The organism is Micromonospora sp. NPDC023814 (assembly GCF_040639595.1).
Taxonomy (GTDB): domain Bacteria; phylum Actinomycetota; class Actinomycetes; order Mycobacteriales; family Micromonosporaceae; genus Micromonospora.
In genome coordinates this window covers 1-25,634 of the sequence record NZ_JBFAAF010000072.1, presented here as the reverse complement: position 1 = coordinate 25,634, position 25,634 = coordinate 1, and the positions used below count along the sequence as shown (strand labels likewise).

General features: G+C 70.7%; 26 protein-coding genes and 1 pseudogene. 21 read left to right on the top strand and 6 right to left on the bottom strand.

The window, feature by feature from the left end; genetic code table 11:
- Window positions 1-36: 36 nt before the first annotated feature.
- The 7 genes from AB0G14_RS28575 to AB0G14_RS28545 are packed head-to-tail and all read left to right on the top strand — an operon-like array spanning window position 37 to window position 7,818.
- On the top strand, window positions 37-1,218 hold the full coding sequence (locus AB0G14_RS28575) for a hypothetical protein (protein ID WP_357702622.1): 1,182 nt from the start codon (window positions 37-39) through the stop codon (window positions 1,216-1,218).
- A complete protein-coding gene (locus tag AB0G14_RS28570) occupies window positions 1,215-2,546 on the top strand; it encodes an MFS transporter (RefSeq protein ID WP_357702620.1) in 1,332 nt (443 codons plus the stop codon). The genes AB0G14_RS28575 and AB0G14_RS28570 overlap by 4 nt, the downstream gene beginning before the upstream one ends.
- A complete protein-coding gene (locus AB0G14_RS28565) occupies window positions 2,539-3,630 on the top strand; it encodes a hypothetical protein (protein WP_357702618.1) in 1,092 nt (363 codons plus the stop codon). The genes AB0G14_RS28570 and AB0G14_RS28565 overlap by 8 nt, the downstream gene beginning before the upstream one ends.
- The gene (locus AB0G14_RS28560) at window positions 3,602-3,838 is read left to right on the top strand and encodes a phosphopantetheine-binding protein (RefSeq protein ID WP_350708107.1); all 237 of its coding nucleotides are present in this window, start codon (window positions 3,602-3,604) and stop codon (window positions 3,836-3,838) included. The genes AB0G14_RS28565 and AB0G14_RS28560 overlap by 29 nt, the downstream gene beginning before the upstream one ends.
- The gene (locus AB0G14_RS28555) at window positions 3,835-5,043 is read left to right on the top strand and encodes a cytochrome P450 (protein ID WP_357702615.1); all 1,209 of its coding nucleotides are present in this window, start codon (window positions 3,835-3,837) and stop codon (window positions 5,041-5,043) included. Before AB0G14_RS28560 ends, AB0G14_RS28555 begins: the two co-directional genes overlap by 4 nt.
- On the top strand, window positions 5,040-6,341 hold the full coding sequence (locus AB0G14_RS28550; protein ID WP_357702613.1) for an amino acid adenylation domain-containing protein: 1,302 nt from the start codon (window positions 5,040-5,042) through the stop codon (window positions 6,339-6,341). Before AB0G14_RS28555 ends, AB0G14_RS28550 begins: the two co-directional genes overlap by 4 nt.
- Window positions 6,334-7,818 (top strand): aminotransferase class V-fold PLP-dependent enzyme, encoded by a 1,485-nt coding sequence (locus tag AB0G14_RS28545; protein ID WP_357702611.1) that lies wholly within the window; start codon window positions 6,334-6,336, stop codon window positions 7,816-7,818. Before AB0G14_RS28550 ends, AB0G14_RS28545 begins: the two co-directional genes overlap by 8 nt.
- Before the next feature lie 109 nt (window positions 7,819-7,927).
- Here AB0G14_RS28545 and AB0G14_RS28540 read toward each other — a convergent pair whose 3' ends face one another.
- The 3 genes from AB0G14_RS28540 to AB0G14_RS28530 all read right to left on the bottom strand — a co-directional run bounded on the left by AB0G14_RS28540 (window position 7,928) and on the right by AB0G14_RS28530 (window position 12,229).
- A complete protein-coding gene (locus AB0G14_RS28540) occupies window positions 7,928-10,549 on the bottom strand; it encodes a tetratricopeptide repeat protein (protein WP_357702609.1) in 2,622 nt (873 codons plus the stop codon).
- Window positions 10,550-10,907: 358 nt separating this feature from the next.
- Complete coding sequence (locus tag AB0G14_RS28535) at window positions 10,908-11,435, bottom strand: hypothetical protein (RefSeq protein WP_357702607.1); 528 nt, start codon at window positions 11,433-11,435, stop codon at window positions 10,908-10,910.
- Between the two features lie 161 nt (window positions 11,436-11,596).
- Window positions 11,597-12,229 carry a nucleoside monophosphate kinase gene (locus AB0G14_RS28530; RefSeq protein ID WP_357702605.1) on the bottom strand — a complete coding sequence of 211 codons (633 nt, stop codon included), beginning with the start codon at window positions 12,227-12,229 and terminating at the stop codon, window positions 11,597-11,599.
- Window positions 12,230-12,278: 49 nt separating this feature from the next.
- On the opposite strand from AB0G14_RS28530, the gene AB0G14_RS28525 reads away from it, so the two are divergent.
- On the top strand, window positions 12,279-12,620 hold the full coding sequence (locus tag AB0G14_RS28525; protein WP_357702603.1) for a hypothetical protein: 342 nt from the start codon (window positions 12,279-12,281) through the stop codon (window positions 12,618-12,620).
- Between the two features lie 190 nt (window positions 12,621-12,810).
- Here the strand turns inward: AB0G14_RS28525 and AB0G14_RS28520 are convergent, their stop codons facing one another.
- From AB0G14_RS28520 to soxR, 3 genes are all read right to left on the bottom strand, one after another.
- Entirely contained in the window at window positions 12,811-14,088 is a 1,278-nt protein-coding gene (locus AB0G14_RS28520; protein WP_357702601.1) for a radical SAM protein, read from the bottom strand.
- A 95-nt stretch (window positions 14,089-14,183) separates the two neighbouring features.
- Window positions 14,184-14,588, bottom strand: coding sequence for a superoxide dismutase, Ni (gene sodN / locus AB0G14_RS28515; protein ID WP_357702599.1), 405 nt, complete (start codon window positions 14,586-14,588; stop codon window positions 14,184-14,186).
- A gap of 195 nt (window positions 14,589-14,783) precedes the next feature.
- A complete protein-coding gene (gene soxR, locus AB0G14_RS28510) occupies window positions 14,784-15,272 on the bottom strand; it encodes a redox-sensitive transcriptional activator SoxR (protein WP_357702597.1) in 489 nt (162 codons plus the stop codon).
- 79 nt (window positions 15,273-15,351) lie between these two features.
- On the opposite strand from soxR, the gene fdxA reads away from it, so the two are divergent.
- The 13 genes and pseudogenes from fdxA to AB0G14_RS28445 form a co-directional block, all read left to right on the top strand.
- Window positions 15,352-15,675: a ferredoxin gene (gene fdxA, locus AB0G14_RS28505; RefSeq protein ID WP_357702595.1), complete on the top strand. Its 324-nt coding sequence runs from the start codon at window positions 15,352-15,354 to the stop codon at window positions 15,673-15,675.
- A complete protein-coding gene (locus AB0G14_RS28500; RefSeq protein WP_357702593.1) occupies window positions 15,672-16,826 on the top strand; it encodes an FAD-dependent oxidoreductase in 1,155 nt (384 codons plus the stop codon). The genes fdxA and AB0G14_RS28500 overlap by 4 nt, the downstream gene beginning before the upstream one ends.
- A gap of 349 nt (window positions 16,827-17,175) precedes the next feature.
- Window positions 17,176-17,331, top strand: coding sequence for a hypothetical protein (locus AB0G14_RS28495; RefSeq protein WP_357702591.1), 156 nt, complete (start codon window positions 17,176-17,178; stop codon window positions 17,329-17,331).
- Between the two features lie 56 nt (window positions 17,332-17,387).
- Window positions 17,388-17,813, top strand: a complete 426-nt coding sequence (gene coaD, locus AB0G14_RS28490; protein WP_357702589.1) for a pantetheine-phosphate adenylyltransferase — start codon at window positions 17,388-17,390, stop codon at window positions 17,811-17,813.
- Between the two features lie 895 nt (window positions 17,814-18,708).
- Window positions 18,709-19,086: an ADP-ribosylation/crystallin J1 gene (locus AB0G14_RS28485; protein WP_357702587.1), complete on the top strand. Its 378-nt coding sequence runs from the start codon at window positions 18,709-18,711 to the stop codon at window positions 19,084-19,086.
- A pseudogene (locus AB0G14_RS28480) lies at window positions 19,083-19,566 on the top strand (HAD domain-containing protein). The gene AB0G14_RS28485 and the pseudogene AB0G14_RS28480 overlap by 4 nt, the downstream one beginning before the upstream one ends.
- 310 nt (window positions 19,567-19,876) lie before the next feature.
- Entirely contained in the window at window positions 19,877-20,317 is a 441-nt protein-coding gene (locus AB0G14_RS28475; protein WP_357702585.1) for an AAA family ATPase, read from the top strand.
- A gap of 104 nt (window positions 20,318-20,421) precedes the next feature.
- On the top strand, window positions 20,422-20,691 hold the full coding sequence (locus AB0G14_RS28470) for a metal-sensitive transcriptional regulator (RefSeq protein WP_357702583.1): 270 nt from the start codon (window positions 20,422-20,424) through the stop codon (window positions 20,689-20,691).
- A gap of 125 nt (window positions 20,692-20,816) precedes the next feature.
- Window positions 20,817-22,217: an MBL fold metallo-hydrolase gene (locus AB0G14_RS28465; RefSeq protein ID WP_357702581.1), complete on the top strand. Its 1,401-nt coding sequence runs from the start codon at window positions 20,817-20,819 to the stop codon at window positions 22,215-22,217.
- Window positions 22,218-22,306: 89 nt separating this feature from the next.
- Window positions 22,307-22,906: a rhodanese-like domain-containing protein gene (locus AB0G14_RS28460; RefSeq protein WP_357702579.1), complete on the top strand. Its 600-nt coding sequence runs from the start codon at window positions 22,307-22,309 to the stop codon at window positions 22,904-22,906.
- Entirely contained in the window at window positions 22,903-23,808 is a 906-nt protein-coding gene (locus AB0G14_RS28455; RefSeq protein ID WP_357702577.1) for a sulfite exporter TauE/SafE family protein, read from the top strand. Before AB0G14_RS28460 ends, AB0G14_RS28455 begins: the two co-directional genes overlap by 4 nt.
- Window positions 23,809-24,337: 529 nt before the next feature.
- Window positions 24,338-25,129, top strand: a complete 792-nt coding sequence (locus tag AB0G14_RS28450; protein ID WP_357702575.1) for a DivIVA domain-containing protein — start codon at window positions 24,338-24,340, stop codon at window positions 25,127-25,129.
- 311 nt (window positions 25,130-25,440) lie between these two features.
- Window positions 25,441-25,634: transposase (locus AB0G14_RS28445; RefSeq protein ID WP_357702573.1), on the top strand; the 194-nt coding region annotated here is incomplete at its 3' end.

Sequence of the window (25,634 nt, the reverse complement as noted above, 5' to 3'; positions counted from 1 at the left end):
CGGGTGACCACCCACCCCCTCGACGCTGGAGGAGTCATGCGCGGTCAGGGTGGCCACCCGCTCACCATGGGTCAGCTCTCCATGTGGAGAGCCCTCTCGGTGCGCCCTCCGGAGCAACTCTGGGAGTCCAACCAGGACGTGGTCTGGCCGGTTCCGGCCGGAACCACCGAGGAGCAGGTACGCCAGGCGCTCACCGCGCTGGCGGTGCGGCACGAGTCGCTGCGCACCGTCTACCGGCCGGCGGACGAGCCCGACGCCGTGCGGCAGGTGGTCCTGCGCGACCCGCTCGTGCGCTTCGCCGAGGCGTCCGTACGGGAGCCGTTCGACCTGGCCGCCCAGCCGGCGTGGCGGGCCTGGGTGCGCAATCCCGACGACGGTGGACCGCCGCGGGTCCATCTGGTGATCCACCACCTCGCGGCCGACGGCGCCGCCGTGCGGATCCTGGAGTCCGACCTGCGCGCCCTGCTGCGCGGTGACCGCCTCGCCGACGCCCCCGCGCCCCGCGAGGTGGCCGAACTCCAGCGCGCCGACGGCTTCCGGGCCAGGCTGACCGCGGCCGGCGAGTACCGCCGGCGGATCGTCGCCGCCGCACCGCGGGTTCCGGTGTCCCGGGGTTCCCTGGTGCGGGCTCGCGCGCACACCGGCATCCCGTACGGCGCGGTTCGCCACGCGGCGCGGCGGCTGCAGGTCACCGTGCCCACCCTGCTGCTCACCGTCTACGCGCAGGCGCTGGTCGCGACCACGGGCCGGACGGACCAACTGCTGTGGCAGTTGGCCGCGAACCGGCTGGATCCCACGGTGCGGCACCTGGTGTCGTCGATGACCCAGTGGGTGCCCATGCCCGCCGCCTGCGACCCCGACGGGCCGCTGCGCCCGATGGCCCGCGAGGTCAACGTCGCGGCGGTGCGCGCCATGCAGCACGGCGTGTACGACCCGTTCGCCGTCGCGCCCATGGACTTCGACCACGGCAGCTTCTTCACCTTCATCCCGGCCCCCGCCGACGCCGACCCCGCGCCGTCCGAGGTGACGCCCCGGCGTGTCGAGTTCCTTCCGCCCCGCGCCTACAGTGGGGCCAGCTTCTACCTGATCGCCTGGGTACACCCCTGCGTGCAGCTCACCATGCGGGTGATGCGCAGCGGGTACGGACGCGCCGAGGTGGAACGCTTCCTGACCACCATGACCGACCTCCTGCTGCGCGCGGTCGAGGACCCGGCATGAGGGACAGTCTGTGGCGACACCGTGACTTCATGGTGTTGTGGTCGGGCCGGACCCTCAGCGAGGTGGGCGACGCCGTCTCGATGCTGGCCATTCCGCTGCTGGCCGTCACCGTGCTGGACGCCTCCGCCGTCGAGGTCGGCGTCCTCGGCGCCACCCGGATGATCGCCTACCTGTTCCTCTCCCTGCCCGCCGGGGTGTGGGTGGACCGGATGCGCAAACGACGGGTCATGGTGGCCTGTCACCTCGTGCGGGCCGGGCTGGTGGCCACCGTCGCCATCGGCGCGTGGGCCGGCTGGGTCACGATGGCGCAGCTGTGGATCGTGGCGCTGCTGTCCAGCGTCTGCACCGTGCTGTACGAGACCGCGCACCAGAGCTTCCTGCCGTCGGTCGTCGCCGGCAACCAGCTACTCGACGCCAACGGCAAACTGACGACCACGTACTCGGTCTCGCGGATCGCCGGATACGGCGTGGGCAGCGTACTCGTGTCGGCGGTGGGCGTGGCGCGTACCGCGGGCATCGACGCGCTCGCCTACGTGGTCAACGCCGTGTCCCTCATGCTGCTCCGCCGTCCAGAGCAACCGCCGGCCGTGGCGCGGCGTCGGAACTTCCGCCGGGAGCTGGGCGCCGGGCTCTCCTTCGTGTTCCGCCACCCGATCATGCCCAGACTGGTGGCGGCCTCGGCCTCGCTCAACCTCTTCAGCCAGATGATCTTCGCGCTGGCGGTCCTGTACCTCGTGCGTGACCTCCACCTGAGCGAGCACATGGTCGGTGTGGTGTTGGCGCTCACCACGCTGGGCGGGATCGGCGGCGGCCTGGTCTCCGCGCGGCTGGCGCGCCTGGTGGGCACGGCCCGGATCATCTGGATCGCCCCACTGGGGCTCGGCTGGACGGTGCTGCTCGTACCGGCCGCCCAGCCCGGTTGGGGTCCGATCGCCTACACGGCCGGCATGGCGGGGCTGGGTGCGGTGTTCGCCATCTACAACGCGGCGGCGGTCAGCTACCGGCAGCGGGTCTGCCCGCCGGACCTGCTGGGCAGGATGACCGCGTCGGTCCGGTGGGTGATCTTCGGGGTGATGCCGGTCGGCGCCCTGACGGGCGGACTGCTGGGCAGTTGGCTGGGGGTGCGCCCGACGCTGTGGATCGCCGCCGCCGGAGTGTGGGCGTCCGGTCTGTTGCTCTACTTCTCGCCGCTGCGGCGGTGGCGCGACCTGCCGGACGAGGCCGGCACGCCGGACGGCGAGCAGCCGCCGCCGAGACTCCCGGCGCCGCACGGGCGGTCGCCGGTCGACCCGGCCGGAAAGGCCATGGGAGGTGTACGAGGTGGATGACCAGCCATACGCGCAGCACATTCTGTCCTGGGCGGGCGGGCCGGCGGACATCGACCGGTTCGTCGCGCTGGGCGGGGCACGGCTGCCCGCCGAGCCCGACCCGGCAGCCCTGCGCCGAGCCCTGGACGCGCTCCTGGCCCGGCATCCCGTACTCGGTAAGGGGCCGGTGCCGCTGCGAACGGTCGACGACGTGTGGGCGGCGGCCGCCGCCGGCCGGTACCCGCCCGACGCGCGGTGCCTGCTCTGGGCGTACCTGGCCGGCCGCGAGTTGCTTCTCGTGGCGCACCACACCGTGTCCGACCCGTGGTCCATGCGGCTGCTGCTCCGCGAGGTGATGAAACCGGGGACCGGCCCGGCCCCCGCCTACCACGCCAGCGTGTCCTCCCCCGCGCTTAGGCGGGTGAACCGGTCCCTGCCGTTCTGGCGTCGGATGCTGGCCGACGTGCCGACCCTGGCCCCGGACCCCGGCGGCGACACCGGCACGGCCGAGATCAGGACGCCGAGCGGCATCACCCAGCAGCAGGCGGCAGCGGTCGCCCGGACCGTGCGCAGCACGCCATTCGTCGTCCTGCTCACCGCGTACGCGCGGGCCCTCGGCCCGCTGTGCCCGGGCGAGGCGGTCGTCCCGGTGCTGACCCACGGCCGGCAGCGGTCCGACTGGGACACCGTGGGGCTGTACATGAACGTGCTGCCGGTGCGGCTCGGCACGCCGACGGTGGGCGCGGTGCACCGCGCGTTCGCCGAGGCGTACGCCCACGAGATTCCGTTTCCGGTGCTGCTGGACGCGGTGCCGCAGGCCGACGCGCTGTTCGCCGAAGGCGGACCGGCTCTGGCCCAGTTCGAGGTCATCCAGGTGCCCGACGGCACCGGGATCGAGCCGCTGACGATCCCGGCCGGGCTCGGGCTGGGCGGGCCGGTGCTGCCCGTCAACGGGCTGGCGTTCTGGCTCGAGCCGGGTGCGGGCGGCGGCTACACCGCCTGCCTGCGGTACCGCCGCTCCTACCGGGAGACCGAGATGCAGGCCCTGACCCGGCGATTCATCGACAGTTGGGAGGATGTCCGTGCCGACGCGGAGCGAGCTTGAGTCGATGCTGACCCGGCTCTGGAGCGAGAAGCTGAACGTCACGCCGGTGGGCGTCGAGGACGACTTCTTCGCCCTCGGCGGCGACTCGCTGCTCGCCGCCGACCTGCTGATGGACCTCTACGAGCAGCTCGGCGTCGAGGTCGACGCCGCGGTGCTGTTCCTCAAGCCGACCATCGCCGAACTGGTCGACGAGGTGCTGGCCGCATGAGGACCGCGCCCTGCCTCCGGATCCGGCCACCGGGCCGGATCGACCTCGCCGACCCCGCCCTGCACGGCGCCGGCGACCCGCACGCCGCCTGGCGGACGCTGCGCCGGTGGGATCCAATCGGATGGCAGCCGGTCGAGGGCAGGCCGGGCTTCTGGGCGGTCACCCGCTACGCCGACGCCAGGACCGTCCTGGCCGACCACGCCAGGTTCACCTCCACCGGTGGGGTGATGCTCACCATGCTCGGCCGGGCGGAGCCGGCGCAGAACCAGCAGTTCGCGGCGACCGACCCGCCGCGGCACGGCCTCATCCGGGGGCCGCTGCAACGGCAGATGACCGCACGTGCGGTGGCGCGGCACGCGCCGGCCATCCGTTCCTTCGTCCGGCAGATGCTCCGCCCCGCCGCCGGGGCCCTGGACTTCGCCGAGCTCACCTCCGCCCTGCCGCTGGCCTTCCTGGGGCCGCTGATGGGCATCCCGGCCGCGGACTGGCCCGCCCTGGCCCGGTGGGTGTCCATGTCGGTGGCCGAGCACGACCCGGACGTCGCGCTGCCCGACGGCCCGTCGGCGACCCTCGACCGCGGGCACCGGGAACTTTTCGCCTACCTGCTCCACCTGGTGCTCGAACACCGTCGGCGCCCACGCGGAGACCTGGTGGACCTGCTGGGGGCCATGCCGCTGCGCCCCGGAGCGATCGTCGCCAACTGCTACAGCCTGCTCCTCGGCGGCAGCGCCGCCATCCCGCACGTGCCCCGCGCGGCCCTGGCCGAGCTGATCCGCACCGACCGCTACGAGCAGTGGGCCCGGCGACCCGAGCGGGTCGGCCGCGCGGTGGAGGAGGCGCTGCGGTTCACCTCCCCCGCCGGGCACTTCATGCGGTTGGCGACCCGGGACACCACCGTCGGCGGCGTACGCGTCGCGGCGGGCGACGCCGTCGTGGTGTGGCTCGGGTCGGCGAACCGCGACGAGACCGTCTTCCCCGACCCCGACACGCTGGACCTGGACCGCCACCCGAACCGGCATCTGGCCTTCGGGGACGGGCGGCACTACTGCCTGGGAGCGGCCGTCGCCAGACTGACGTTGCGCGTCTTCTTCGAGGAACTCTTCGCCACCTTCGCGTCCTTCGAGCCGGCCGGCGAGGTCGAGCGCGTACGGTCGACCTGGCTGGGCGGGATCAAGCGGATGCCGGTCGTGGCCGGGCGACGATGATCACCGAGGCGCTGGCCGCTCAGCTGCGCTCCCGCCGGGAGACGCCGGCCGTGATGGATCGCGAGCAGGCCCTGACGTACGCGGACCTGGACGGCTTGTCCGGCGCGGTCGCCCTCCATCTCCAGCAGCGGGGCGTGGCCGTCGGGGAGCCGGTGATCGTGCACACCCGGCTGTCGTGCTGGGCCGTCGTGGCCATGCTCGGCGTACTGCGGGCGGGAGCACGTTACGTCCCCGTCGACGCGGCCTTCCCGGCGGCGCGCCGCGAGCTGATGGCCGCGGGCAGCGGTGCCCGGGTGACACTCACCGAGAGCCTGCTGGCGTCGCTGCGCCCGGCCCGCTCCGGCTGGCGGGACGGGCCCGACGCGTACACGCTGTTCACCAGCGGCTCGACCGGCGTGCCGAAGGCGGTCACGGTGTCGCGGGCGGCGCTGAGCTACTCGACCGGCGCCCGGCTGGAGTACTACGGTCGTGCGCCGCAGCGGTTCCTGCTGTGCTCCTCCATCTCGTTCGACAGCTCCGTGGCGGGCATCTACTGGACGCTGTGCACCGGGGGCACACTGGTCATCCCGAGCGACCGGCCGTTCGACGTGCGGGCGCTGGTCCGGGCCGGCACCGTGCACCGGCCCACCCACACCCTGATGGTGCCGTCCCTGTACCGGCTGGTGCTGCGCTCGCCGGTGCCCAGCCTGACCACCGTGATCGTGGCGGGGGAGAGCTGCCCGCCCGGCCTGGTCGACCTGCATCACGAGCGGATGCCCCACGCGACGCTCTACAACGAGTACGGCCCCACCGAGTGCACCGTCTGGAGCACCGTGCACAGGTGCGCGCCGGGCGAGGACCCCGTCCCCATCGGCCGGCCGATCCCCGGCACCACGATCTCCATCGACGACGGCGAGCTGTGCATCTCCTCGCCGGGGGTGGTGTCCGGGGGACCGGTCTACCGCACCGGCGACCGGGTCAGCCTGGGCGCCGACGGCCTGCTCCGCTACCACGGACGCGTCGACGAGCAGCTCAAGGTCGGCGGCATGCGCATCGAACCGGCCGAGATCGAGCACGCCCTGATGTCCCACCCGGCGGTGCTCCTCGCCGGCGTCGCCGTCCCCTACCAGGGCGTCGCGTACGTGGTCTGCGCCGAACCGGTGCCTCAGCGGACCTTGCGCGCGCACCTGCTCGACCGGCTGCCCGCCGTGGCTGTACCCACCGCCTTCGAGCGGCTGGAGCGGCTGCCCACCCTGCCCAACGGCAAACTCGACAGGCGCGCTCTGGGCCGGTCCGACCACACTCCACCTCATGGCTGAGGGACACGCGTCTCCGGCACCGGCCGGCGTGCGCATCGCCGCGACCGCCGCGTACGCGAGCACCGCCCGGATCGACGACCTACGCGCCACCGAGTATCGGCACCTCGACCGCGACGGACGCGTCTACCTCGACTACACCGGGGCCGGGGTGGCCGCACGGGCACAGGTCGCCGCCCACCACGACCGGTTGCTCGCCGGCCCGTACGGCAATCCACACTCGGAGAACGCCACCTCCGAGACGACCGGCGCACTGCTCGCCTCGGCCCGACGCGCGGTGCTCGACTTCTTCCGCGCCGACCCCAGCGAGTACGTGGTCGTCTTCACCCCGAACGCCAGTGGCGCCTGCCGCCTGGTGGGCGAGGCGTACGTCTTCGGCCGCGGCCGCCCGCTCGTGCTGACCTGGGACAACCACAACTCCGTCAACGGCATCCGGGAGTACGCCCGCGCGGCCCGCGCGCCGGTCCGCTACGTGCCGCTGGCCGGGCCCGACCTGCGGGTGGCCGAGTCCGACGTGATCGCCGCGCTGGCCGCCGGCCGAGGCGGGGCGGGCGGCCGTAGCCGGCGGCGCAGGTCCGGCCCCACCGGGCTCTTCGCCTACCCGGCACAGAGCAACTTCACCGGCGTGCAGCATCCGCTCTCGTGGGTGGAACTGGCCCGGCAGCGCGGGTACGACGTGCTGCTCGACGCCGCCGCCTTCGCCCCGACGAACCGGCTGGACCTGAGCGTCGTGCAGCCGGACTTCGTCTGCCTGATCTGGTACAAGCTCTTCGGCTACCCCACCGGGGTGGGGGCGCTGCTGGCCCGGCGCGGGGCGCTGGCCCGGCTGCGCCGACCCTGGTTCGCCGGTGGCACCATCCGGGCGGTCAGCGTCCAGGGCGACTGGCACCAGCCGATGGGGGACGAGTCGGGGTTCGAGGACGGCACGCTGAACTTCCTCAGCCTCCCCGACGTGGAGTTCGGGCTGCGCTGGCTCGACTCGATCGGCGTCGACCTCGTCCACACCCGCGTCGGCCTGCTCACCGGGTGGCTGCTGGAGCGGCTGACCGCGTTGCGACACCGCAACGGCCGGCCGCTCGTCCACGTCTACGGGCCGTCGACGGGCGACGCCCGGGGTGGCACCGTGGCGTTCAACTTCCGCTACCCGGACGGCTCGCTGGTTGACGAGCGGCTCGTCGCGCTCGAATCGTCGGCGGCCGGCTTCGCCCTGCGTACGGGCTGCTTCTGCAACCCGGGCGCGGCCGAGGCCGCCTTCGGGATCAGCCGCCGCTCGCTGCGCCGTACGAACCTCGCCCACGCCGGGACGATCGACCAGCATCTCGCCGCGCTGCGGCTGCCGACCGGCGGAGCGGTACGCGTCTCCTTCGGTCTGGCCTCGACCGCGGCCGACGCGGAACGCTTCCTGGCCTTCGCCGAATCGACCTACCTGGACCGCGCCGGCCCCGCCGACGTCCGGCTGGCACCACGGATACGCTGCTGAGCACGGCGAGCGCCCGCCCGGCAGCCGCCAGACGCGCGTCGTGAGGCCGTGGGCGGAAGCGCCCCGGGGTGGCGTCGACACCCGGAACCGCGCTGCCCGCCAGCGGCGGTCAGGCAGTCGGGTCCGCTGCCAGGGCGGCGCGGAGGCGGGTGCACGCCTGCGGGTCCAGCCCGTCGAGCCGGCCCAAGGCCTCCCGCCAGTGCCGGCGCGCCACGGCGTGGTGTCCGAGGCCCGCGTGGGCGTTGCCGAGCACCTGTAGCGCCAAGCCGATGCCCCGCCGGTGCTCGTAGCGTCGGCAGATCTCCAGTGACTCGGTCGCGCGAGCGATCGCCTCCCGGTGGTCACCGCCAGCGTGCAGCGTCTCGGCGAAGTTGACCAGCGCCTGGGCCTCGCGCAACGGATCGGTGCCGCCGTCGGCGACGGCGCGTCCCGCCTCGTGGCAGGCGACGGCCCGGGCGTGGTCGCCGAGGCGCTGGTATACCAGGGCCAGGTTGTCGAGCACCAACCCCTCCTTGTGCCGGTGGCCGAGTTGCCGCCGGATGACCAGGGCGGCCCGCAGGTGGTTCAGGGCGCCGGTCAGGTCGCCGCCGTCGCGCAGGGCGTTGCCGAGGTTGTTCAGGATGGCGGCCTCCCGGCTCCGGTCGCCGAGTTCGCGCTGGACGGCCAGGCACCGCTCGAGGATGGGGATCGCCTCGTCGAGCCGGCCCTGGCGCAGTAGCGCGACGGCGACGATGTTGAGCCCGGCGGCCTCGCCCGAGCGATCGCCACATCGGCTCGCCGCCGAGGCGGCGAGGTGGCCGAACTGTTGCTGCTCGGCGATGTGCCCGGCGTAGTCGAGGAACTTGACCGCCACAAGGGCCAGGTCGCGGACCTCGGTGAGGGCCCGTCCCGCCGTCGCCTGCTGGCCGGCCACCAGCAACAGGTTGGTGTGCTCCCGCTCGAACCACGTCCACGCGTCGGCCGCGTCGGCGAGGGGCGGGCCGGGTCGAGTCGGGCCGGTCGGCTCGTCGATGCCGAACCGGTCGTCGGGGTAGAGCAGCCGCGCCGCGCGGGTGGTGGCCGCGAGCAGCCACGCGGTGAGGTTACCGAGGGCCGCCTCCCGGTGGTGTGGGTCGTCCACCGCCTGCGCCCGCTCCCGGGCGTAGAGCCGGACGATGTCGTGGAACCGGTATCCGCCGCCACCGGCCGACTCGATCAGGTGCGCGTCGGCCAACGCGTCCAGGGCCTGCTCGGCGACGGTCACCGGCAGGTCGGCCAGTGCCGCGCAGCCGTACGGCGTGAGGTGCGTCCAGTCGGGCAGCGCGGCGAGCCGGAAGAGGCGGGCCGCCTGCCGGCGTCCGCCCTGCCGCGCGTCCCCGAACACCTGGTAGCCCAGGTGCAGGCTGGCCCGTACGGACAGGTCACCGACCTCCAGGACGTCCAACCGCATGCCCTCGTCGTCCATCCGCTCGGCGAGGCCGGTCAGCGAGGCGTCCGGCCGGGCCGCGGCGCGGGCGCCGACGATTCGCAACGCCAGCGGCAACCCGCCGCACCGGCGGACCACCGTCGCGGCCGCGGCGGGCTCCGCCTGCACGCGGTGGGCGCCGGTGAGCCCGGTGAGCAGGGCGAGCGCCTCGTCGTCGGGTAACGGGCCGAGGCGGATTCGCGCCGTCGTGTCGAGGTCGGGGAGCATCCACCGGCTCGTGACGATCGTGGTGCATCCGGTCCCGCTGGCCAGGAGCGGTCGGACCTGCGCCGCCGATGCGGCGTTGTCCAGCACCACGAGCACGCCCCGTCCGGCGGTCCACGTGCGCAGCAACGCCGAGGCCTCGTCGAGCGAGGCGGGGACGGTGGGCAGGCCCAGCGCCCGCAGGAACCGGCCCAACACGTCCGCGGGCTCGGCGGCCGCGACGCCGTCGGTGGCCCCGCGCAGGTCCGCGTAGAGGCAACCGCCGTCGTAACGTCCCACGATCCGGTGCGCGACGTGCAGGGCGAGCGCGGACTTGCCGACCCCGCCGGCACCTTCGACGAGGCACACCGCGGCGTCGGTCTCCGTGGCCGTGAGCAGTTGGCCGACCTCCGCCGAGCGGCCCGTCATCATCGGGGGCGCAGGTGGCAGTTGATAGGGGACCGGTGTCCCCGACCCGCTCTCCACCGGCGGCGGCTCGCTTGCCGCCGGCCACGACAGCCCCCGTAGTACGGCCCGGTCCCGGCCGCCGCCGGACGCGGCGACCCGCCCCCGTTCCGGGCCGGCCGACCCGGTCCCGCCACCTGCGGGAATCAGGCGTAGGGCGGCGGAGCGCTGCGGGTGGGATGTCGGCCCGACACCCGTGGTGTCCGGCCCGCCGACCGGGCCGCTCGGACCGGTGACGCGCGCGGCCGGACCGATCGGGGAGTGACCGGGCCGGCCCGAGGAGCGCGCCCGCGTGGCCGTCGGGGGCGTCGCCGCCGTACGGGCGGAGGCCAGCCGGCCCCAGACGGCCAGCCACGCTGTCGCGCGGTCGTCCGGCACGTCGCAGGCCCGCAGCAGTGCCGACACCAGATCGCGGCGGGGCAGCGTCGACCGGCCCAGCATCGTCGCCAGGGTGCTCGCCGGCAGCACGTCCCCGTTGCGCTGCGCGCGGCGGGCGATCTCGCGATAGGCGAGGCCGGACTGGTCGCGGACGCGACGCAGCAGCCTGACGTACTGCTCCGGACTGGTCGCGGTGGTCGGGTCGACGCCGAAGTCGGCGGCCGTCATGCGCGCCCTCACGTCAGATGTCATGTGCCCGGGCCGAGGGCGCCGGGCGGGTCTGCCAGAGTGCGTCACACGGTACAGGGCCCGGGCCAGGCACCGTCGCCCCGATACTCCGAAATGGATGGTCCTCCAGGGATGTGCAGCCAGACGATCGGGTCATCCAGCACCCGGAACAGGTTTGGAGAGTCCGCTCAGCGTTGTACGGGCGCAACACCACGTCACCGTCGACCATCGAGGTCCGCACCCTCAAGGGCCACTCCACCCAGGCGTTATGTCCGCCAGAGCCAGTCGGCCTGCTGGAACACACGGAAGCCGGAACCATCAAGCGACGCGGTCGACGTCGCGGCCCGCTCGGTGCACTCTCATGGCGCCCCTACGTCGCCGGCGTTAGCAGGATTCGGTGGGTCCACTCCAGCAGACGGGTCACGCGGAACGGGCCGGTCCAGCCGACCGGCGGCGCATTGTCCTCATACTCGACCGCCGACCAGCAGTCGTCGAACACGACTGTGTACTCGCGGTTGCCTGGAAAAACGTTGGTGACGGTTCCCACGACAACTCCGCCCTCGGAGTACCGTCTGCTGATCGCGGCCCATTCCTCACCTGACCAGCGCGAATAGCGGGTCCGACGACCTCGCATCCCGGCGTCCAACGGAAACAGCCGCACCTGGCCGGGCCGGTGTTGCAACACCTCGAAGAGCCCAGCCTTGTCGGCCGCGGGCCAGTCGGCCGGATCATCCGGCAGGTGTAGGACGTCGACCCACCCCTGCGGCGGCTGACCAAGGTCCACCAGCACGCCTGCCCGTCCCGCGCCCATAGGGACGGCACTCACGGTTCCTCGCACCCGGTCGCCCACCGGGAAGGCGAGACGTGCAGCGAACAGGTCGTCAGCACTCGTCGTCAATCGGCAGTCCTCCCTCCACGGCACGTGCATCCATCACCTGCATTCGGCGTGTGGGCCGCCGCCGGACCATCTACCGCAGGATCAGGTGGCAGCTCTCTGAGCCCGAGTCGAGTACATCGACACAGAAGCGCGGGTGGCGATGCTGCTGTCTGGGCCTCGGGTCATGCGAGTGTCTTGGCGGTGATCTCCGCCGGTGTGAGGGTGGCGTCGATGGAGGTCAGCTTGCCTAATGCGCGGTAGTGACTGAGAGTGGCTGCCGCGGCTGGTCGGTAGGACTGCAGGCCCGCGGCGATGCGGTCGGGGTTGTCGTCGTGGCGCTGGAACAGTTCGCCTCCACAGCGGTCGCAGGCGTTGGGGCGTGCTGGGGCGGCGAACTCGGTGTGCCAGGTTCTGCCGCAGCCGCGGCAGGTGCGACGGCCGGCCAGGCGGCGAAGGACCTCGGCGTCGGGCAGGACGAGGTCGATCGCTCGGTCGATGGGTGTGCCGAGGTCGAACAGCACGGCATCGAGCGCCACCGCGCTGACGGCATGGTTGGGGAAGCCGTCGAGGACGAAGCCAGCGGCGACGTCGGGCCAGGCGAGGCGGTTACGGATCATGGACAGGAGAACCTGGTCTGGTACGAGTTCGCCAGCGTTCATATGCTGTAGGGCCTGGAGCACGGCAGGGGTTTTCGCCCGCATCTCGGCCTGGACGGCGTCCGTCAGGCTGAGGCAGGGAACGCCGAGGCTCGCGGCGATGGAGCCGGCGATGGTCTCCCGATCGGAGCCGGGTGGTCCGAGGACGGCCAGGCGCATCGACGCAGCCTATCGTTGTAGCCGGCGCTTCGCCGCTGCCCTGCGCGAGATGCATGGTCGGCTGCTCGTCGATTTGTTCCCCGTCGCGGACATCGCGGATCTTCTGGCAGCGGTCCGTTCGCGCCGAGAGTTGCCTCGGGAAGGCGAGGTTGAAGCGTTCGATGCTTGGCGCATCCGCCGGTTCCTCGACGAAGCCGCAGATGACGGCCACAGCGATGAGGACATCGACGCGGCCTGTTTCCATCTTGCCCGCGAGGGGTACCTACGCGAGGTGGTTGAAAGCCTCAGCGGAATGCCCTGTGCCGGGTGGACCATCCAGGCTCGGAGGTACCTGGTCTGCCAGTCCAACGTCGTCCAGAGGTGGCTAGGACGGCCCGCATCGCGGCGGTGATGTCGTGGTCGACGTCCGCGGTTTGGTGAACGGCGGACTGCCTGGAGAGGATCGCCTCGGCCTGCGCCGGGTGGTGGTCCGAGCAGCGGCGATGGAGCTCGACGGCCACGGGATACCGCGGCCTCCAGCGCGACAGAGGTCGGCAGAAATGCCGGCTCCTGGTCGTTCGAGGCGACAGGGGAGTCTGTCATCACGAACGCCCACTCGGCAGGTTGTCCATGAACGAGCTGACGGAGAAAACGGCTTGGCCGGGTCCGGCCGGCCCGTATCCGGGCGGGCTGGAGAGGCCGTTGCCTTCCATAGTCGCGCGGTAGACCTCCAGCAGCCGGACGTGGTACTCCAGCGGCGCCCCCTCCGGGTTGGTGCGGCCGAGCGGCGTGGTCGGCTCGGGGCACCAGGTGGTGAAGCGTGGGGTGATGCCGCGCGACATGAAGTACTGGAGGCCCTCGGCGGTGGACGCGATGGCCTCGTCCACGGTCGTGAAGCCGTGCGGGGCGGCCATCTCGACGCCGGCCACGAAGTTCGGGATCACGTTGCGCGGCCCGAAGACTTCGGCCGAGTCGAGGATGCGGCGGTGCCACTCCTCGCGGCCGACGTAGCGCTCCTTACCGGGGCAGTAGAGCTCGAACAGGCGCTTGTCCCACACCTCGTAGTTGGGGTGGTAGATCTGAATGCCGTAGTTCTTGAAGCGCTGCACGTCGGCGCGGGGCAGGGCCTGCGCGACCACCTTGCCGAGCCAGCGCCCCGGGAACCGTTCCTCGATCGCCTGGGCGTACCGGCCGTAGAAGTCGGCCTCAGCGCGCCCGTCGACCTTGGAAGTGATACTGCCGCCGGTGAGCGTGTACGCCTGGGACGCACGTTCGGTGTCGTACCTGTCGATGATCTCCAGGGCCTCGAGGACCTCGTCGACGGGTTTGACCCCGGTGTACGGGCGCCCGGCCGCCTTGTGCTGCCGCCAGTTGTGGTTGATGTCGCAGTACTGGCACTCCTCCTTGGCGCCAAAGTACTGGCAGACCCGGAAGACCGTCAGATAGATGAGGTAACCCCACTGGATCGTCGGGGCTACCTCCATCACCGATTTCCCGTTGGCCAGCGTTTGCTGGTAGTACGCGGGCATTGGCGGCAGCCCGACGTCGGCGATCGGCTTGCCGTCCAGGAATAGTTGCATCCGTCCGTCGTCGCCGGTCTTGACGCGGTACGGCGAGGCAGGATTGGTGCGGACCGACACGATCGTCCGCCGCAGCCCGTACGGCCCGCCGGTGAGCACGATCTCCTCCGGCGGCCGCCGCAGCGCGGCCGTGCCCAGCTCCGGCAGGGTCCGGTGGTCGAAGGAGAAAATGAAGTACGACTTCGGTTTGACGTCGCCGTTCTCGTTGTCCGTCAGCGCCGAGTCGTCGAAGGCGAGCCCGCCGCGCAGCAGGTCCTCCTTGATGACCGCCTCGTGCGGTACCTGTGGGAAACGGCTCATCACATTCTCGATGAGATCGGTGCGAGACGGCATACACCCTCCTGAACGTGTTGCGCGGGGACCGGGTGGCAGGACGCCACCCGATCACCCACGTGTCAGCTCTGCTTGGTCTCCCAGAAGATGCTCGCGATCTCCTCGATCTTGGCGAGGAGCCGCTCGGCGACGGCCGGGTCGGCGGCGCCCTTCGTGCCGCTGGCACCGGCCAGCTTGGTGGCCTCGTTGAACAGGCCGTGCAACTGCGGGTACTTCTCGAAGTGTGGCGCCTTGAAGTAGTCGGTCCACAGCACCCAGAGGTGGTGCTTGACCAGTTCGGCGCGCTGCTCCTTGATGATCAGCGAACGGGTGCGGAACTCCGGGTCGGTGTTGTCCTGGTACTTCTTGCTGATCGCGAGGATCGACTCGGCCTCGATGCGGGCCTGGGCCGGGTCGTAGACCCCGCAGGGCAGGTCGCAGTGGGCGCTCGCGGTGGTCCGCGGGCGCAGCAGAGATGACAGCCTCATCAGATTCCTTCCGGCAACAACGGTGTAGTGACGAAACCCCTGGCGTGATGGCGCCGTCAGCCCTGCCGGACCGTCCGGTCCGGCCGCGCTGATGCCCGGTACCCCCGTCGGATAGCGGCGGAAGGCACCCTTCATCAGCTCCGCGACGCCGATTCGTTGATCCACAACAAGGACGCTAGACATTTCAACCGGACTTCAGGTCAAGCCGGTGCTGTCCTGCCCACCCTTCTCGTCGAGGCGTACCGGTCCCTGGCCCTGATAGCGAAGCCGATCCCCGGGATTGCGCATCCCACATGACCGCATGGAGAGGCAGCCGCACCCGATGCAGCCGGTGAGCTCGCGCTCGAGGTTCCCGATGTAGCGCCGCCGGGCTTCCAGCTCGCCTTTCCACATACGCGACACGCGGTGCCAGTCGTGCTGGCTTGGCGGTTGACCGGCCGGCAGCGTGGCGAAGATCGCAGCGACGTCGGCGAGCGAGACGCCGAGCCGCTTGGCGGCGAGGACAAGAGAGATGCGGCGCAGCATATGGCGCCGGTAGCGGCGCTGATTGCCGGGGCTGGGCTCGGCGGCGATCAGCCCCTTGTCCTCGTAGAACCGTAGTGCGGAGGCGGGCAGCCCGGTACGAGCAGTGACCTCGCCGACGGTGAGCAGATCATCCGGGCCCGCAGGCTGCTCTGGTGGCACCCGGAGACCCTAAAACTTGAACCCTGGTTGAGCTCAAGTGGTTGAGGTGAAGTGCGGTTGAGGTTTTAGCGTTCACGCCGTGACCTACGTGATCGCGTTGCCCTGCGTGGATCTGAAGGACAAGGCGTGCGTCGACGAATGCCCCGTCGACTGCATCTACGAGGGCGATCGGATGCTGTATATCCATCCCGACGAGTGCGTCGACTGCGGAGCCTGCGAACCGGTCTGCCCCGTCGAAGCGATCTGGTACCAGCGTGATCTGCCCGTCGAGTGGAAGGGCTACCGGGCCGTCAACGCCGAGTTCTTCGACGAACTGGGGTCTCCAGGCGCGGCCGGACGGGTCGGGCCCATCCCGCGTGACCATGCGTTCGTGGCCGCGCTGCCACCGCGGGAGACGGAGTGACGATCGAGTTGTCCGTGGCGATCGTCGGCGCCGGCCCGGCCGGTGTCCACGCCGCCGGTGCGTTGAGCGAGCTCGCACCCGGGACGCGGATCGACATCTTCGAGCGGCTGCCCGCCCCGTATGGCCTGGTCCGGCACGGCATCGCCCCGGACCATCCCGCCCGGGTCGAGCGGCTCACCGGCGAGCTTCGTGCCGTGCTCGCCGGCAGCGGCGCCCAGCTTTTCTGCGGTATCGAGATCGGCACCGACGCCACGGTGCGCGATTTGCGCAACCGTTACGACGCGGTCGTCATCGCCACCGGCGCCCGGCGGGACGTCCCCGTCGAGCTGCCCGGCCTCGGGCTGCCCGGCTCCTTCGGGGCGGCGGACTTCGTCGCCTGGTACGGCGGCCACCCCGACGCGTCGCCGACGTGGGCGCTGCGAGCGGAGTCCGTCGCCGTGATCGGCGCCGGCAACGTCGCCCTCGATGTGATCCGGATGCTGAGCAAGCCCGCGTACGCCCTCGCCGGTACCGGCATCCCGTTGCACGTGTTGAACGAGTTCGCCGCCAGCCCGGTCCGCGACATCCATCTGTTCGCGCGCCGCGGCCCGGCCGACACCCGCTTCAGCCCTACGGAGCTGGGCGAGCTCGGTGACCAGGACGACGTCGATGTCATTGTTGACCCTGCCGACCTGGCCCCCGATCTGCACATGGAGCGGATGACCCGGCAGTTCGCGCCCACCCGGAAGGTCGTCGACACCCTGCGAGCCTGGTCGCGGATCCCCGCTGCCGCACGGGCCGCGTCGCGGCGCGTCCACCTGCACTTCTACCGGATCCCCGCAGCCGTTCTCGGCGTCGACCGGGTGCAAGGGCTGCGCACCGAACGCGCCGTTCCCGACGGCTACGGGCACATCACCGGTTCCGGTGACTACGAGGACCACGAGGTCCAGGCCGTCTACCGCGCCATCGGCTATGCCGCTTCACCCCTGCCAGGTGTGCCCTTCGACCCCGATACCCGCACTGTTCCGCATCGCGCCGGGGCGGTGATCGGCGAGCCGGGACTCTACGTCACCGGCTGGGCCAAACGCGGCTGCATCGGCCTCGTCGGCGCCACACGCGCCGACGCCTTCCAAACCGCAAGAACGCTTTTGCAGGATCACGTACGCGAGTGAGAAACCCGACCATGTGCAATCCCGCACGGGTCGCCGTCATCGGCGCCGGCCCGGCCCGGGGATCATCGGGTATGTCCTCACATCTCATCGATGTTCAACGGGGTGGCCGTCCTCATGCTCGTGCCACGCCCAACGCCGGAACCAGATGGCGTTGAGGTGCTGGGGTTCGCCGACCCTCAGCCAGGCGAGTGCCAGACGTATCCACGGCGCTGTGACATATTGCCCACACCCAGGGGCCAGCGAATCCGACCGCCGATACCTACAGTCGGGTCATGAGCACCGACAAAGGCGTGCGGGTCTGGCTCCGCCGGCATGGGGCTGAGCAGCTCGCGCATCCCGGGGGCAACTCATGGACCTGAGCATCGTCAACGAACTGGACGTCATCGAGCACGATCCTGCGGTGGGGGACCGGCACGGCACCTACGTCCGGGAACTGTTCGCCTCTTGGGCCCCACTGGCCTCTGAACAGGTCATCCGCGATGCGCAGCGGGTCTTGCGGCCGTGACACCCGAACCATCGGCAGGGCCACGTTCGATAGCACGCACCCCCGGTCGCGTACGCGTGCGAGCCGTCTACCCCGGCAGCTTCGATCCCTTCACTCCCGGGCATCTGAATGTGGTGAACCGGGCACGCGACCTCTTCGACGAAGTGATCGTGCTCGTCGCGGTCAACAGCGTCAAGCATCCGGGCACCAACGAAGAGGAGCGAGCGGCCGCTGTTCGGGCCGTTCTGCCGGTCGAGTGGACCTCCGTCACCGTTGCGGCCTGGAGCGGGTTGACCTCCACCTACTGCCGTCGCCATGAAGCAGGAGTGATCGTCCGCGGCGTGCGTAACACCACCGACCTTTGGACCGAGTACCAGCTCGCCGCGATGAACCAGTCGCTGGGTGTCCCCACGGTCTTTCTGCCTGCGCAGCCCGAACTGGCCGCGGTGTCTTCGACTGCGGTGCGCACGCTGGGGAGGTGGCCTTCGTCCACGCAGCCGTAGCTGCCGGGCATCGGCGAACCCCTCGTCGGACCGCCGCCGGATAATCTTTGAGACTGCCGCGTCAAGATCAAGTGACGTTGGAGTACAAACCGTCGATCATGGCGGCGATGAGGCCGCCGTTGTCGGCGGCCGCCTGCTGACACGCCATGATGACATCGCCGTCGGCGGATGCCCGCCATAGTCATGGAGTCGCCTCGCACGTGCAGCGCGAACAGGACGCCCCGGCCAACCAGTTCGACGGGCAGGGACAGCATCTCCTCGACGTGCTCCTCGACGAGGACCGGCGTGCCGGCGGCGACGGCTCCACCGCAGCGGAACAGGTGCGCTGCGGTGGGCCTTCGGCACAACTGGCGTGTCATCGTCGACCAGCGGTCGGGCATCGACCGCTCGCGGCCCGCCGGATCAGGTCATGTTGTTCGAGGGGCGTCAGGCGAAGGGCCGCCATCGAGAGGAAGCTGAATCCGACTGGCGAGATGGCCTGTCAATCCCCTGGAATCGTGGAGGACGTCGTTACGCGGACCGGGCCTCCGGTGCGCGGGTCTCTGACCGTTCGTGGTCGATGGGTGATCGCCAGTCGCAGACGGAGTGCCAGCGGCACCGATTGTAGAACTGACTCGGACACCCCCAGAGCCCGGCAGGCCAGCGCGTGCGGCACACCATCATCGGTCCTCTGGGAAGCGATGAAGGCGGCCACGCTCACCGGCCCGTCGCTTCCTTGACCCACAGGACCACGGATCGCTTGAGGACATCGCCGCCAGCATTGCCTGACCAGCGGCAGCGCGAAGCCGCCCGGCAGTTCGGCTTCGACCGGCCGGTACGACGCTGAAGGTGGAAACCGGCTGGTCCACGTCGTGGGCCGGCCGGTACTCTGCGCCGGCCAGGAAGGAGTGCCGCGGTGGCCGAGACGATGACCCTGTGGCGGCCGACCGGCCCCGAGGAGCTCGAACTCGTGCGCGCTTCCGGCTGGCAGGCGTGGCCGCCGCGACTGCCCGACCAGCCGATCTTCTACCCGGTTCTCAACGAGCAGTACGCGATCATGATCGCCCGGGACTGGAACGTTCCCGCTTCGGGCGTCGGTTACGTCACCCGGTTCGAGGTCGACCGCGTGTTCGCCTCCCGTTACCCGGTCCGGCAGGTCGGCGGCCGCGACATCCTTGAGCTGTGGGTGCCCGCTGAGGAACTCGACGAGTTCAACCGGCACATCGTCGGGCTGATCGAGGTCGTCCACGAGTTTCGTCCGACAGCGAGCCGGGGAATCGGCAAGGCGCTGTGACCGATCGTCCGTTGCTGTTCCTCGACGTGGACGGAACGCTCCTTCCGTTCGCCGGCGCCGCGCGACAGCCGGGACGATGGCGCTAACCCGTTGCTGGCCGGGCTCAACCCCGAACACGGTCGTCGCTTGGCCGCGTTGCCCTGCGATCTGGTCTGGGCCACGACCTGGATGGCCGAGGCGAACGAGGTGCTCGCACCGCGGCTCGGCCTGCCTCAGCTCCCCATCGTCGACTGGCCGGACGACGAAGGCGACAACAGTCGGCTGCACTGGAAGACGCGCCGCCTCGTCGAGTGGGCCGCAGGACGGCGGTTCGTCTGGGTAGATGACGAGATCGCGCATGTCGACCGGATGTGGGTAGCGACGAACTACGATGCTCCCGCACTCCTGCGCCGCGTGGATCCGGGCCGCGGTCTGACCGATGCGGACTACTGCGCCATCGCCCGATGGGTGCGGAAGGGCGCCGCCACGACCAGCCGCTAGATTGCGGAGTCGATGCCGACAGGATGTGCCTCACACGAGGCGCGCCCACCGCCGGTAGATCCTGGGCCGCTACCACGGACGACGCGTGTCTCTCGACACCACCGTCCGCGCGATCGCCGGCCTCCCGAGCACAACACCCGGCGGCGTACGGGCACTACCCCCCGGCACCTCACGTCCGATGACGGCCCTGCTCCCTCTACCGCCGACGGTTCGCGAGGTCGTGAGGGCCGCCGGACTTGGGCCAAGCTGTTTACTCTCGACCGCCTCTTCAGCCAAGATCGTTGGGGATCCGGTTCGGAGGTGAACGAGAATGCAGACCGAGGCGGCGGGAGGCGAGGCGCCGTCCGGCGCTGCTGCGGTTTCGGCGCCGGCTCTGGTCGGCCGCGACGGGGAGTTGGCCCGGCTCGGCGATGTTCTCGCGACGCCTCCGGCGCTGGTGCTCGTCGAGGGCGAGGCAGGCATCGGAAAGACGCGCTTGCTCGAGGAATTCCTGTCCTCCTCCACTGGCACCGGGTTCACCGCCTTGACCGCGACCTGCCCGCCCCTGCAGGAGCCGTGCACGTTGGGTCCGATCGTTGACGCGGTCCTGGCCACCGGTATCGCCACGCTCGCGCCGCTGGAGCTCAGCCCTCTGGCGGCAGCCCTGCGCCCGCTGTTTCCGGAGTGGGCCGGGGAACTTCCTGCGGCGCCGGCACGCTGTGCGCGTACCTCCTTGGTGGCGGCGTCGACGGGCCGCGCGGTGTCCGTCTGATGGCGGGGAATGCACCGGCAACCTTCACGGTTCAGCATACCCGTGGGGGTATCCCCGGATGTGACTTACCCCGGGGGGTATGGTGGAGCGAGAAAGGTGGCGTGATGAAACTTCGACCTGACATGACTGGCGAGGCCCTGACTCGGCTGAAGCGGGCTCGGGGACAGCTGAACGCGGTCATCGAGATGATGGAGAGCGGCCAGGACTGCCGCGAAGCGCTGACTCAGCTCGCCGCGGTCTCCAAGGCCATCGACCGGGCGGGCTACAAGATCATCGCGTCCGGGATGCGGCACTGCAACGCCGCACGCGAGCGCGGCGAGACCCCGGAGATGACCGAGGAGGAGCTGGAGAAGCTCTTCCTGGCTCTCGCCTGACGCAACTGGCACCCACGCCGCGTTCGTGCGGCGTGGGCGACTAACCGTCCCACGACGCGAACAAGGGACAAGGCTGTCTCGACTATACCCCCCCGGGTATATGGGTTCTGGAAGGAGTAAGGCAAGTGGCACCTGAGGTTTTCGTCATCGCGACGTCGTCCCTGGGCGACCGCAGCTACCTCGCCTCCGACGGGCAGGTCGCCGTCGTGGTCGACCCCCAGCGCGACATCGACCGGATCCTGTACCTCGCCGGCGAGAAGGGGGTGCGCATCACCCATGTCGTGGAAACGCACATCCACAACGACTACGTCTCCGGCGGACTGGAACTGGCCAGGCTGACCGGGGCGCACTACCTGGTGGCCGCGGCCGACGACGTCGACTTCGATCGCATGCCGGTCTCCGACGGAGACCACGTTGCCGTGTCCAACTCCATGCAACTGCGTGTGATCGCCACGCCGGGTCACACCTTCCACCACCTGTCCTACGTCCTCGATGAGTCGACCGAGGGCGGTTGGCAGGCGGCCGGCGTCTTCACCGGCGGCTCGCTGCTCTTCGGAACCACTGGGCGTACGGACCTGCTGGGCCAGGAGCACGCCCACGAGCTCGCGTACCACCAGCACGCCTCGGCCACGCGGCTGGCCGACCTGCTGCCCGACGGCGCGCAGGTGTGGCCCACCCACGGGTTCGGCAGCTTCTGCTCCGCCAGCCAGTCCAACGCGCCCGAGTCGACCGTCGGCCGCGAGAAGCAGGCCAACCCCGTCCTCAAGCTGGCCGCTGACGAGTTCGTGACCGAGACCCTCGCCGGTCTCGGCGCCTACCCGGCGTACTACGCCCACATGGGCGTGGCCAACTTCGCCGGCCCCGCGCCGGTCAACCTCACACCGGTCACCCGGGCCGACTCCGCGCAACTGCGCGAGCGGATCGCCGACGGCCAGTGGGTCGTGGACCTGCGGCACCGCAAGGCGTATGCCACCTCGCACGTGGCCGGCACCGTCAGCCTCGGGCTGGACGGCCCGATGTCGACCTGGCTGGGTTGGATGATCGATTGGGGCGTACCGATCACCCTGCTCGCGGAGACGCCGGAGCAGGTCGTTGACGCCCAGCGTGAGCTGGTCCGGATCGGCATCGACCGGCCCGCCGCGCAGGCCACCGGCCAGCCGGAGCAGTGGGTGACCGGGCCGCAGGAGCTGCGGGAGCTGCGAATGGCGGACTTCCCGGCCCTGGCGGCCGCCCGGGCGGGCGACGCCCCCGCCGGCCTGCCCGCCGCGGACGTGGTCCTCGACGTGCGGATGACCAACGAGTGGCGCACCAGCCACATTGAGGGCGCCGTGCACATCCCGCTGCCCGACCTGCCCAAACGGCTCGCTGAGGTGCCCGCCGGCGCCGTCTGGGTTCACTGCGGCTCCGGCTACCGCGCCACTGCAGCCGCGTCGCTGCTGGCGAACGCCGGCCGCGAGGTCGTCGTGATCGACGACAGGTTCGACCAGGCCGAGGCGGCCGGTGTCGCCATGGCCAGCGGCACCTGATCCACCCGTGGGCACCGGGCTGGCGCCACCCGTCGCCGGCCCGGCGTTTCCTGCCCCACTATCGGCAATTCATACTGGAATGAGGAGAAATGACGACTCCGGAAGCTGCTCGCCCCGCGACCCTGGACGCCGCCAGCCTGCGGGAACTGATCGACTCCGGCCGGGCGCCTCGACTGCTTGACGTGCGTACCCCCGCCGAGTTCGAGAGTTTGCACATCCCTGGCGCGTACAACGTCCCGCTGGACCTGCTCAGGGAGCACCGCGAGGAGCTGCGTAACCACCTGGACGAGGACGTGGTGCTGATCTGCCGCTCCGGCGCCCGCGCCACCCAGGCCGAGCAGGCCCTGGCCGGGGCCGGACTGCCGAACCTCAAGGTCCTGGGCGGCGGCATGCTCGCCTGGCAGGCCGCGAACGCGCCAATCAAGCACGGCGCCCGCCGGTGGGACCTGGAACGGCAGGTCCGTCTCGTCGCCGGTTCCATCGTGCTGGCCAGCATCGTGGGCTCGGTGTTCGTGCCGGGCCTGAAGTGGGTCGCCGGCTTCATCGGCGCCGGCCTCACCTTCGCCGCCGTCACCAACACCTGCGCGATGGGCATGATGCTGAGCAAACTGCCGTACAACCGGGGCGCTAGCTGCGACCTGGACACCATCGTCGGCCAGTTGCGCGAGAGCACCGCGGGGCGGGCATGACCGTGCCCCTGGCACTGACCATCGGACTGGCCGTCATCATCGGGGTCAGCCTCGGCCTGCTGGGCGGCGGCGGCTCGATCCTCGCCGTACCGCTGCTGGTCTACGTCGCCGACCTGCCCGCCAAGGAGGCCATCGCCACCTCCCTGCTCGTCGTCGGGGCCACCAGCGCCGTGGGCGTCATTCCGCACGCCCGGGCCCACCGGGTCCGCTGGCGCACCGGACTGGTCTTCGGCTTCGCCGGGATGACCGGCGCCTACGCCGGCGGCCGGCTCGCGGAGTACATCCCGGCCGGATTCCTGCTCACCGGCTTCGCGATCATGATGCTGGCCACCGCGATCGCCATGATCCGCGGCCGGCGCAACGCCGAGGGCCGGCCGGTGCCGCACGAGCTGCCGGTGCTCCGGGTGATCCTGGACGGCATCGTCGTCGGCCTGGTCACCGGCCTGGTCGGTGCTGGCGGCGGCTTCCTGGTGGTGCCGGCCCTGGCCCTGCTGGGCGGCCTGCCGATGCCGGTCGCGGTCGGCACCTCGCTGGTGGTCATCGCGATGAAGTCGTTCGCCGGCCTGGCCGGCTACCTGTCCAGCGTGCACATCAACTGGGGGCTGGCGCTCGCGGTCACCGCGGCCGCCGTGGTCGGCAGCTTCCTCGGTGGGCGGCTCGCCGGACGGATTCCGGCCGATCTGCTCCGCAAGTCGTTCGGCTGGTTCGTCGTGGTGATGGGCGTCTTCGTCCTCGGCCAGCAATTGCCCGAGGAACTGCGGACTAACCCGCTGCTCTGGACCGGCGTCGGCGTTGCCGCCGCGATCGCGGCGGCGGTGACCGTTCTGCGCGGCCGGCGGAAGCCGGCACCGCAGTGCCGGCCGCTCGCCCCGGCGCCGGTTAGATCCTCGTCCCGCCACTGAGTGCCGCGACCACGAGGGGCGCCCGGCAAGTCCGGGTGCCCCCTCGCCGCCCACCGCAGCGCACGCTTCGACTGACTCGGAAATTGTGGTTGGGGATCTTTTGCGAAGTTGGTCCATTCCGTGACGCGGGCGGACGCGTGAGTGGCTGACGACCCCCTGGGTTAGCCTGGGCTGCCGGGTGCCGAGGGGCGACCGGACCCGCGCCCTCGGAGCGCCAGTTCCCCAACCTGGATCCGCAGGCAGACGGGGAGGGCTTGTGGCCCGTACGGGTGTCAGGTGGACATGGGGATCGGCAGCACGATGGAAGAGCGGCCTTGCTGGCGGCGGACGATGCTCGATGACAGGGATGTTGGTGACGATCCGCGAGACTTGCCACCGGCTATCTCAACTGCGGGCTTTGTCAGGATTCGAGGGTATGGTCCGTGACCAGAGCCGCTCGATCGACTGATGGCCTGCGGCGCAGATCGCGCCGCTCGGATAGCTGTCAGACGTGATGCCAGGACCGCTGGGCGAACTTTAGGGAGCTAAGATGCCACTTACTCCGGCCGACATTCACAACGTCGCCTTCAAGAAGCCGCCAATCGGCAAGAGGGGTTACGACGAAGAGGACGTTGATGCCTTCCTCGACCGGATCGAGCAGGAGATCATTCGACTGATCGAGGAGAATGAGGCGCTGCGCCAAGGGCTCGCGCGAGGCTCGGCGATCCATGATGGAGACAGGCCCGGCTCGGCTGATCTGGCGGAGCTGATGGAGCTGCGGTCGCGACTGCAGCAGATGATGCTTGAGAAGGCCGACGCCGAACGGACCCGGGACCTGTTCCATGCCGAGCTGGGGCAGGCTCTCGCGCAGGGCGGGCCGTCTTGCGAGGGTGATGGGCAGGTTGGCCAGACCGCCAGAATGCTGGAGATGGCGCAGCAGACGGCCGACGGCCACATCGATGATGCCCGTCGTGAGGCAGACAAGTTGATCGGGCAGGCGCTACAGCAGGCGCAGGCACTGGTGCAGCAGGCGCAGGCAAGCGCCCAGCAGTCCGACGAGGCGGCTCGCCAACGCCATCAGGACGCGATCCGCAGTCTCGAGAACGAGCGCAGTGTTCTGCAGCAGCGGATCAAGGAACTCTCTGGATTCGGGCGTGACTATCAGCAACTCCTACGAACGGAGGTGACGACCAGAATGCAGAACATGAAAGACATCTCGCGGATGGGGCCCGTTCCCGTGTTCGACGATCAAGCCTGGCTTCGCCACTATCGTGGCTCGTCGAACCTGAGCGGGGTTGAGTTGCCCGCGGTGGCGTCGGGTGGCGGCAGTGCGGGTGCGTAGGCGCTGGTTTTCAGCGTTGCGGAGGCCGTAGGCGTCGCGGGCGACGGTCTTGAACACACGTTTGGTCCCCTTGACCACGCCATCCGACCGTGGTCAAGGCGTGGGCCGACGGCGGCTGCAACACCGCCGTCCGTGCGTACGGCGCCCGACTCGGCATCGGCGTCGAGCGGGTGCCTTCTACCCATCGCTCACCCCTCTGCGGAGGGTCTGCTGCACCAATAGGTGACACCTGAGATGGCTTGCCCTGTCGGGCGGGCTGGAAGGATGTCGCTGTGCCCAAGCCTTACCCCCGAGAGTTCCGCGATGACGTCGTGCGTGTCGCTCGTAACCGCGACGCGGGAGTGACCGTCGAGCAGATCGCCAAGGACTTCGGGGTGCACCCGATGACGTTGTTCAAGTGGCTGCGCCAGGCCGATGTCGACGCCGGTGCCGAGCCCGGGGTGGCCGGCAGTGAGTCCGCCGAGCTGCGCGAGGCTCGGAAGCGGATCAGGTTGCTGGAGCAGGA

What these genes read in the sequence shown, in the direction of transcription:
- AB0G14_RS28575 (WP_357702622.1), top strand. Translation starts at nt 37, where the DNA reads ATGCGCGGTCAGGGTGGCCACCCGCTCACCATGGGTCAGCTCTCCATG.
- AB0G14_RS28570 (WP_357702620.1), top strand. Translation starts at nt 1,215, where the DNA reads ATGAGGGACAGTCTGTGGCGACACCGTGACTTCATGGTGTTGTGGTCG.
- AB0G14_RS28560 (WP_350708107.1), top strand. Translation starts at nt 3,602, where the DNA reads ATGTCCGTGCCGACGCGGAGCGAGCTTGAGTCGATGCTGACCCGGCTC.
- AB0G14_RS28555 (WP_357702615.1), top strand. Translation starts at nt 3,835, where the DNA reads ATGAGGACCGCGCCCTGCCTCCGGATCCGGCCACCGGGCCGGATCGAC.
- AB0G14_RS28550 (WP_357702613.1), top strand. Translation starts at nt 5,040, where the DNA reads ATGATCACCGAGGCGCTGGCCGCTCAGCTGCGCTCCCGCCGGGAGACG.
- AB0G14_RS28545 (WP_357702611.1), top strand. Translation starts at nt 6,334, where the DNA reads ATGGCTGAGGGACACGCGTCTCCGGCACCGGCCGGCGTGCGCATCGCC.
- AB0G14_RS28530 (WP_357702605.1), bottom strand. Translation starts at nt 12,229, where the DNA reads ATGCGCCTGGCCGTCCTCGGACCACCCGGCTCCGATCGGGAGACCATC.
- AB0G14_RS28525 (WP_357702603.1), top strand. Translation starts at nt 12,279, where the DNA reads ATGCATGGTCGGCTGCTCGTCGATTTGTTCCCCGTCGCGGACATCGCG.
- AB0G14_RS28520 (WP_357702601.1), bottom strand. Translation starts at nt 14,088, where the DNA reads ATGAGCCGTTTCCCACAGGTACCGCACGAGGCGGTCATCAAGGAGGAC.
- sodN (WP_357702599.1), bottom strand. Translation starts at nt 14,588, where the DNA reads ATGAGGCTGTCATCTCTGCTGCGCCCGCGGACCACCGCGAGCGCCCAC.
- AB0G14_RS28495 (WP_357702591.1), top strand. Translation starts at nt 17,176, where the DNA reads ATGGACCTGAGCATCGTCAACGAACTGGACGTCATCGAGCACGATCCT.
- AB0G14_RS28475 (WP_357702585.1), top strand. Translation starts at nt 19,877, where the DNA reads ATGCAGACCGAGGCGGCGGGAGGCGAGGCGCCGTCCGGCGCTGCTGCG.
- AB0G14_RS28470 (WP_357702583.1), top strand. Translation starts at nt 20,422, where the DNA reads ATGAAACTTCGACCTGACATGACTGGCGAGGCCCTGACTCGGCTGAAG.
- AB0G14_RS28460 (WP_357702579.1), top strand. Translation starts at nt 22,307, where the DNA reads ATGACGACTCCGGAAGCTGCTCGCCCCGCGACCCTGGACGCCGCCAGC.
- AB0G14_RS28455 (WP_357702577.1), top strand. Translation starts at nt 22,903, where the DNA reads ATGACCGTGCCCCTGGCACTGACCATCGGACTGGCCGTCATCATCGGG.
- AB0G14_RS28450 (WP_357702575.1), top strand. Translation starts at nt 24,338, where the DNA reads ATGCCACTTACTCCGGCCGACATTCACAACGTCGCCTTCAAGAAGCCG.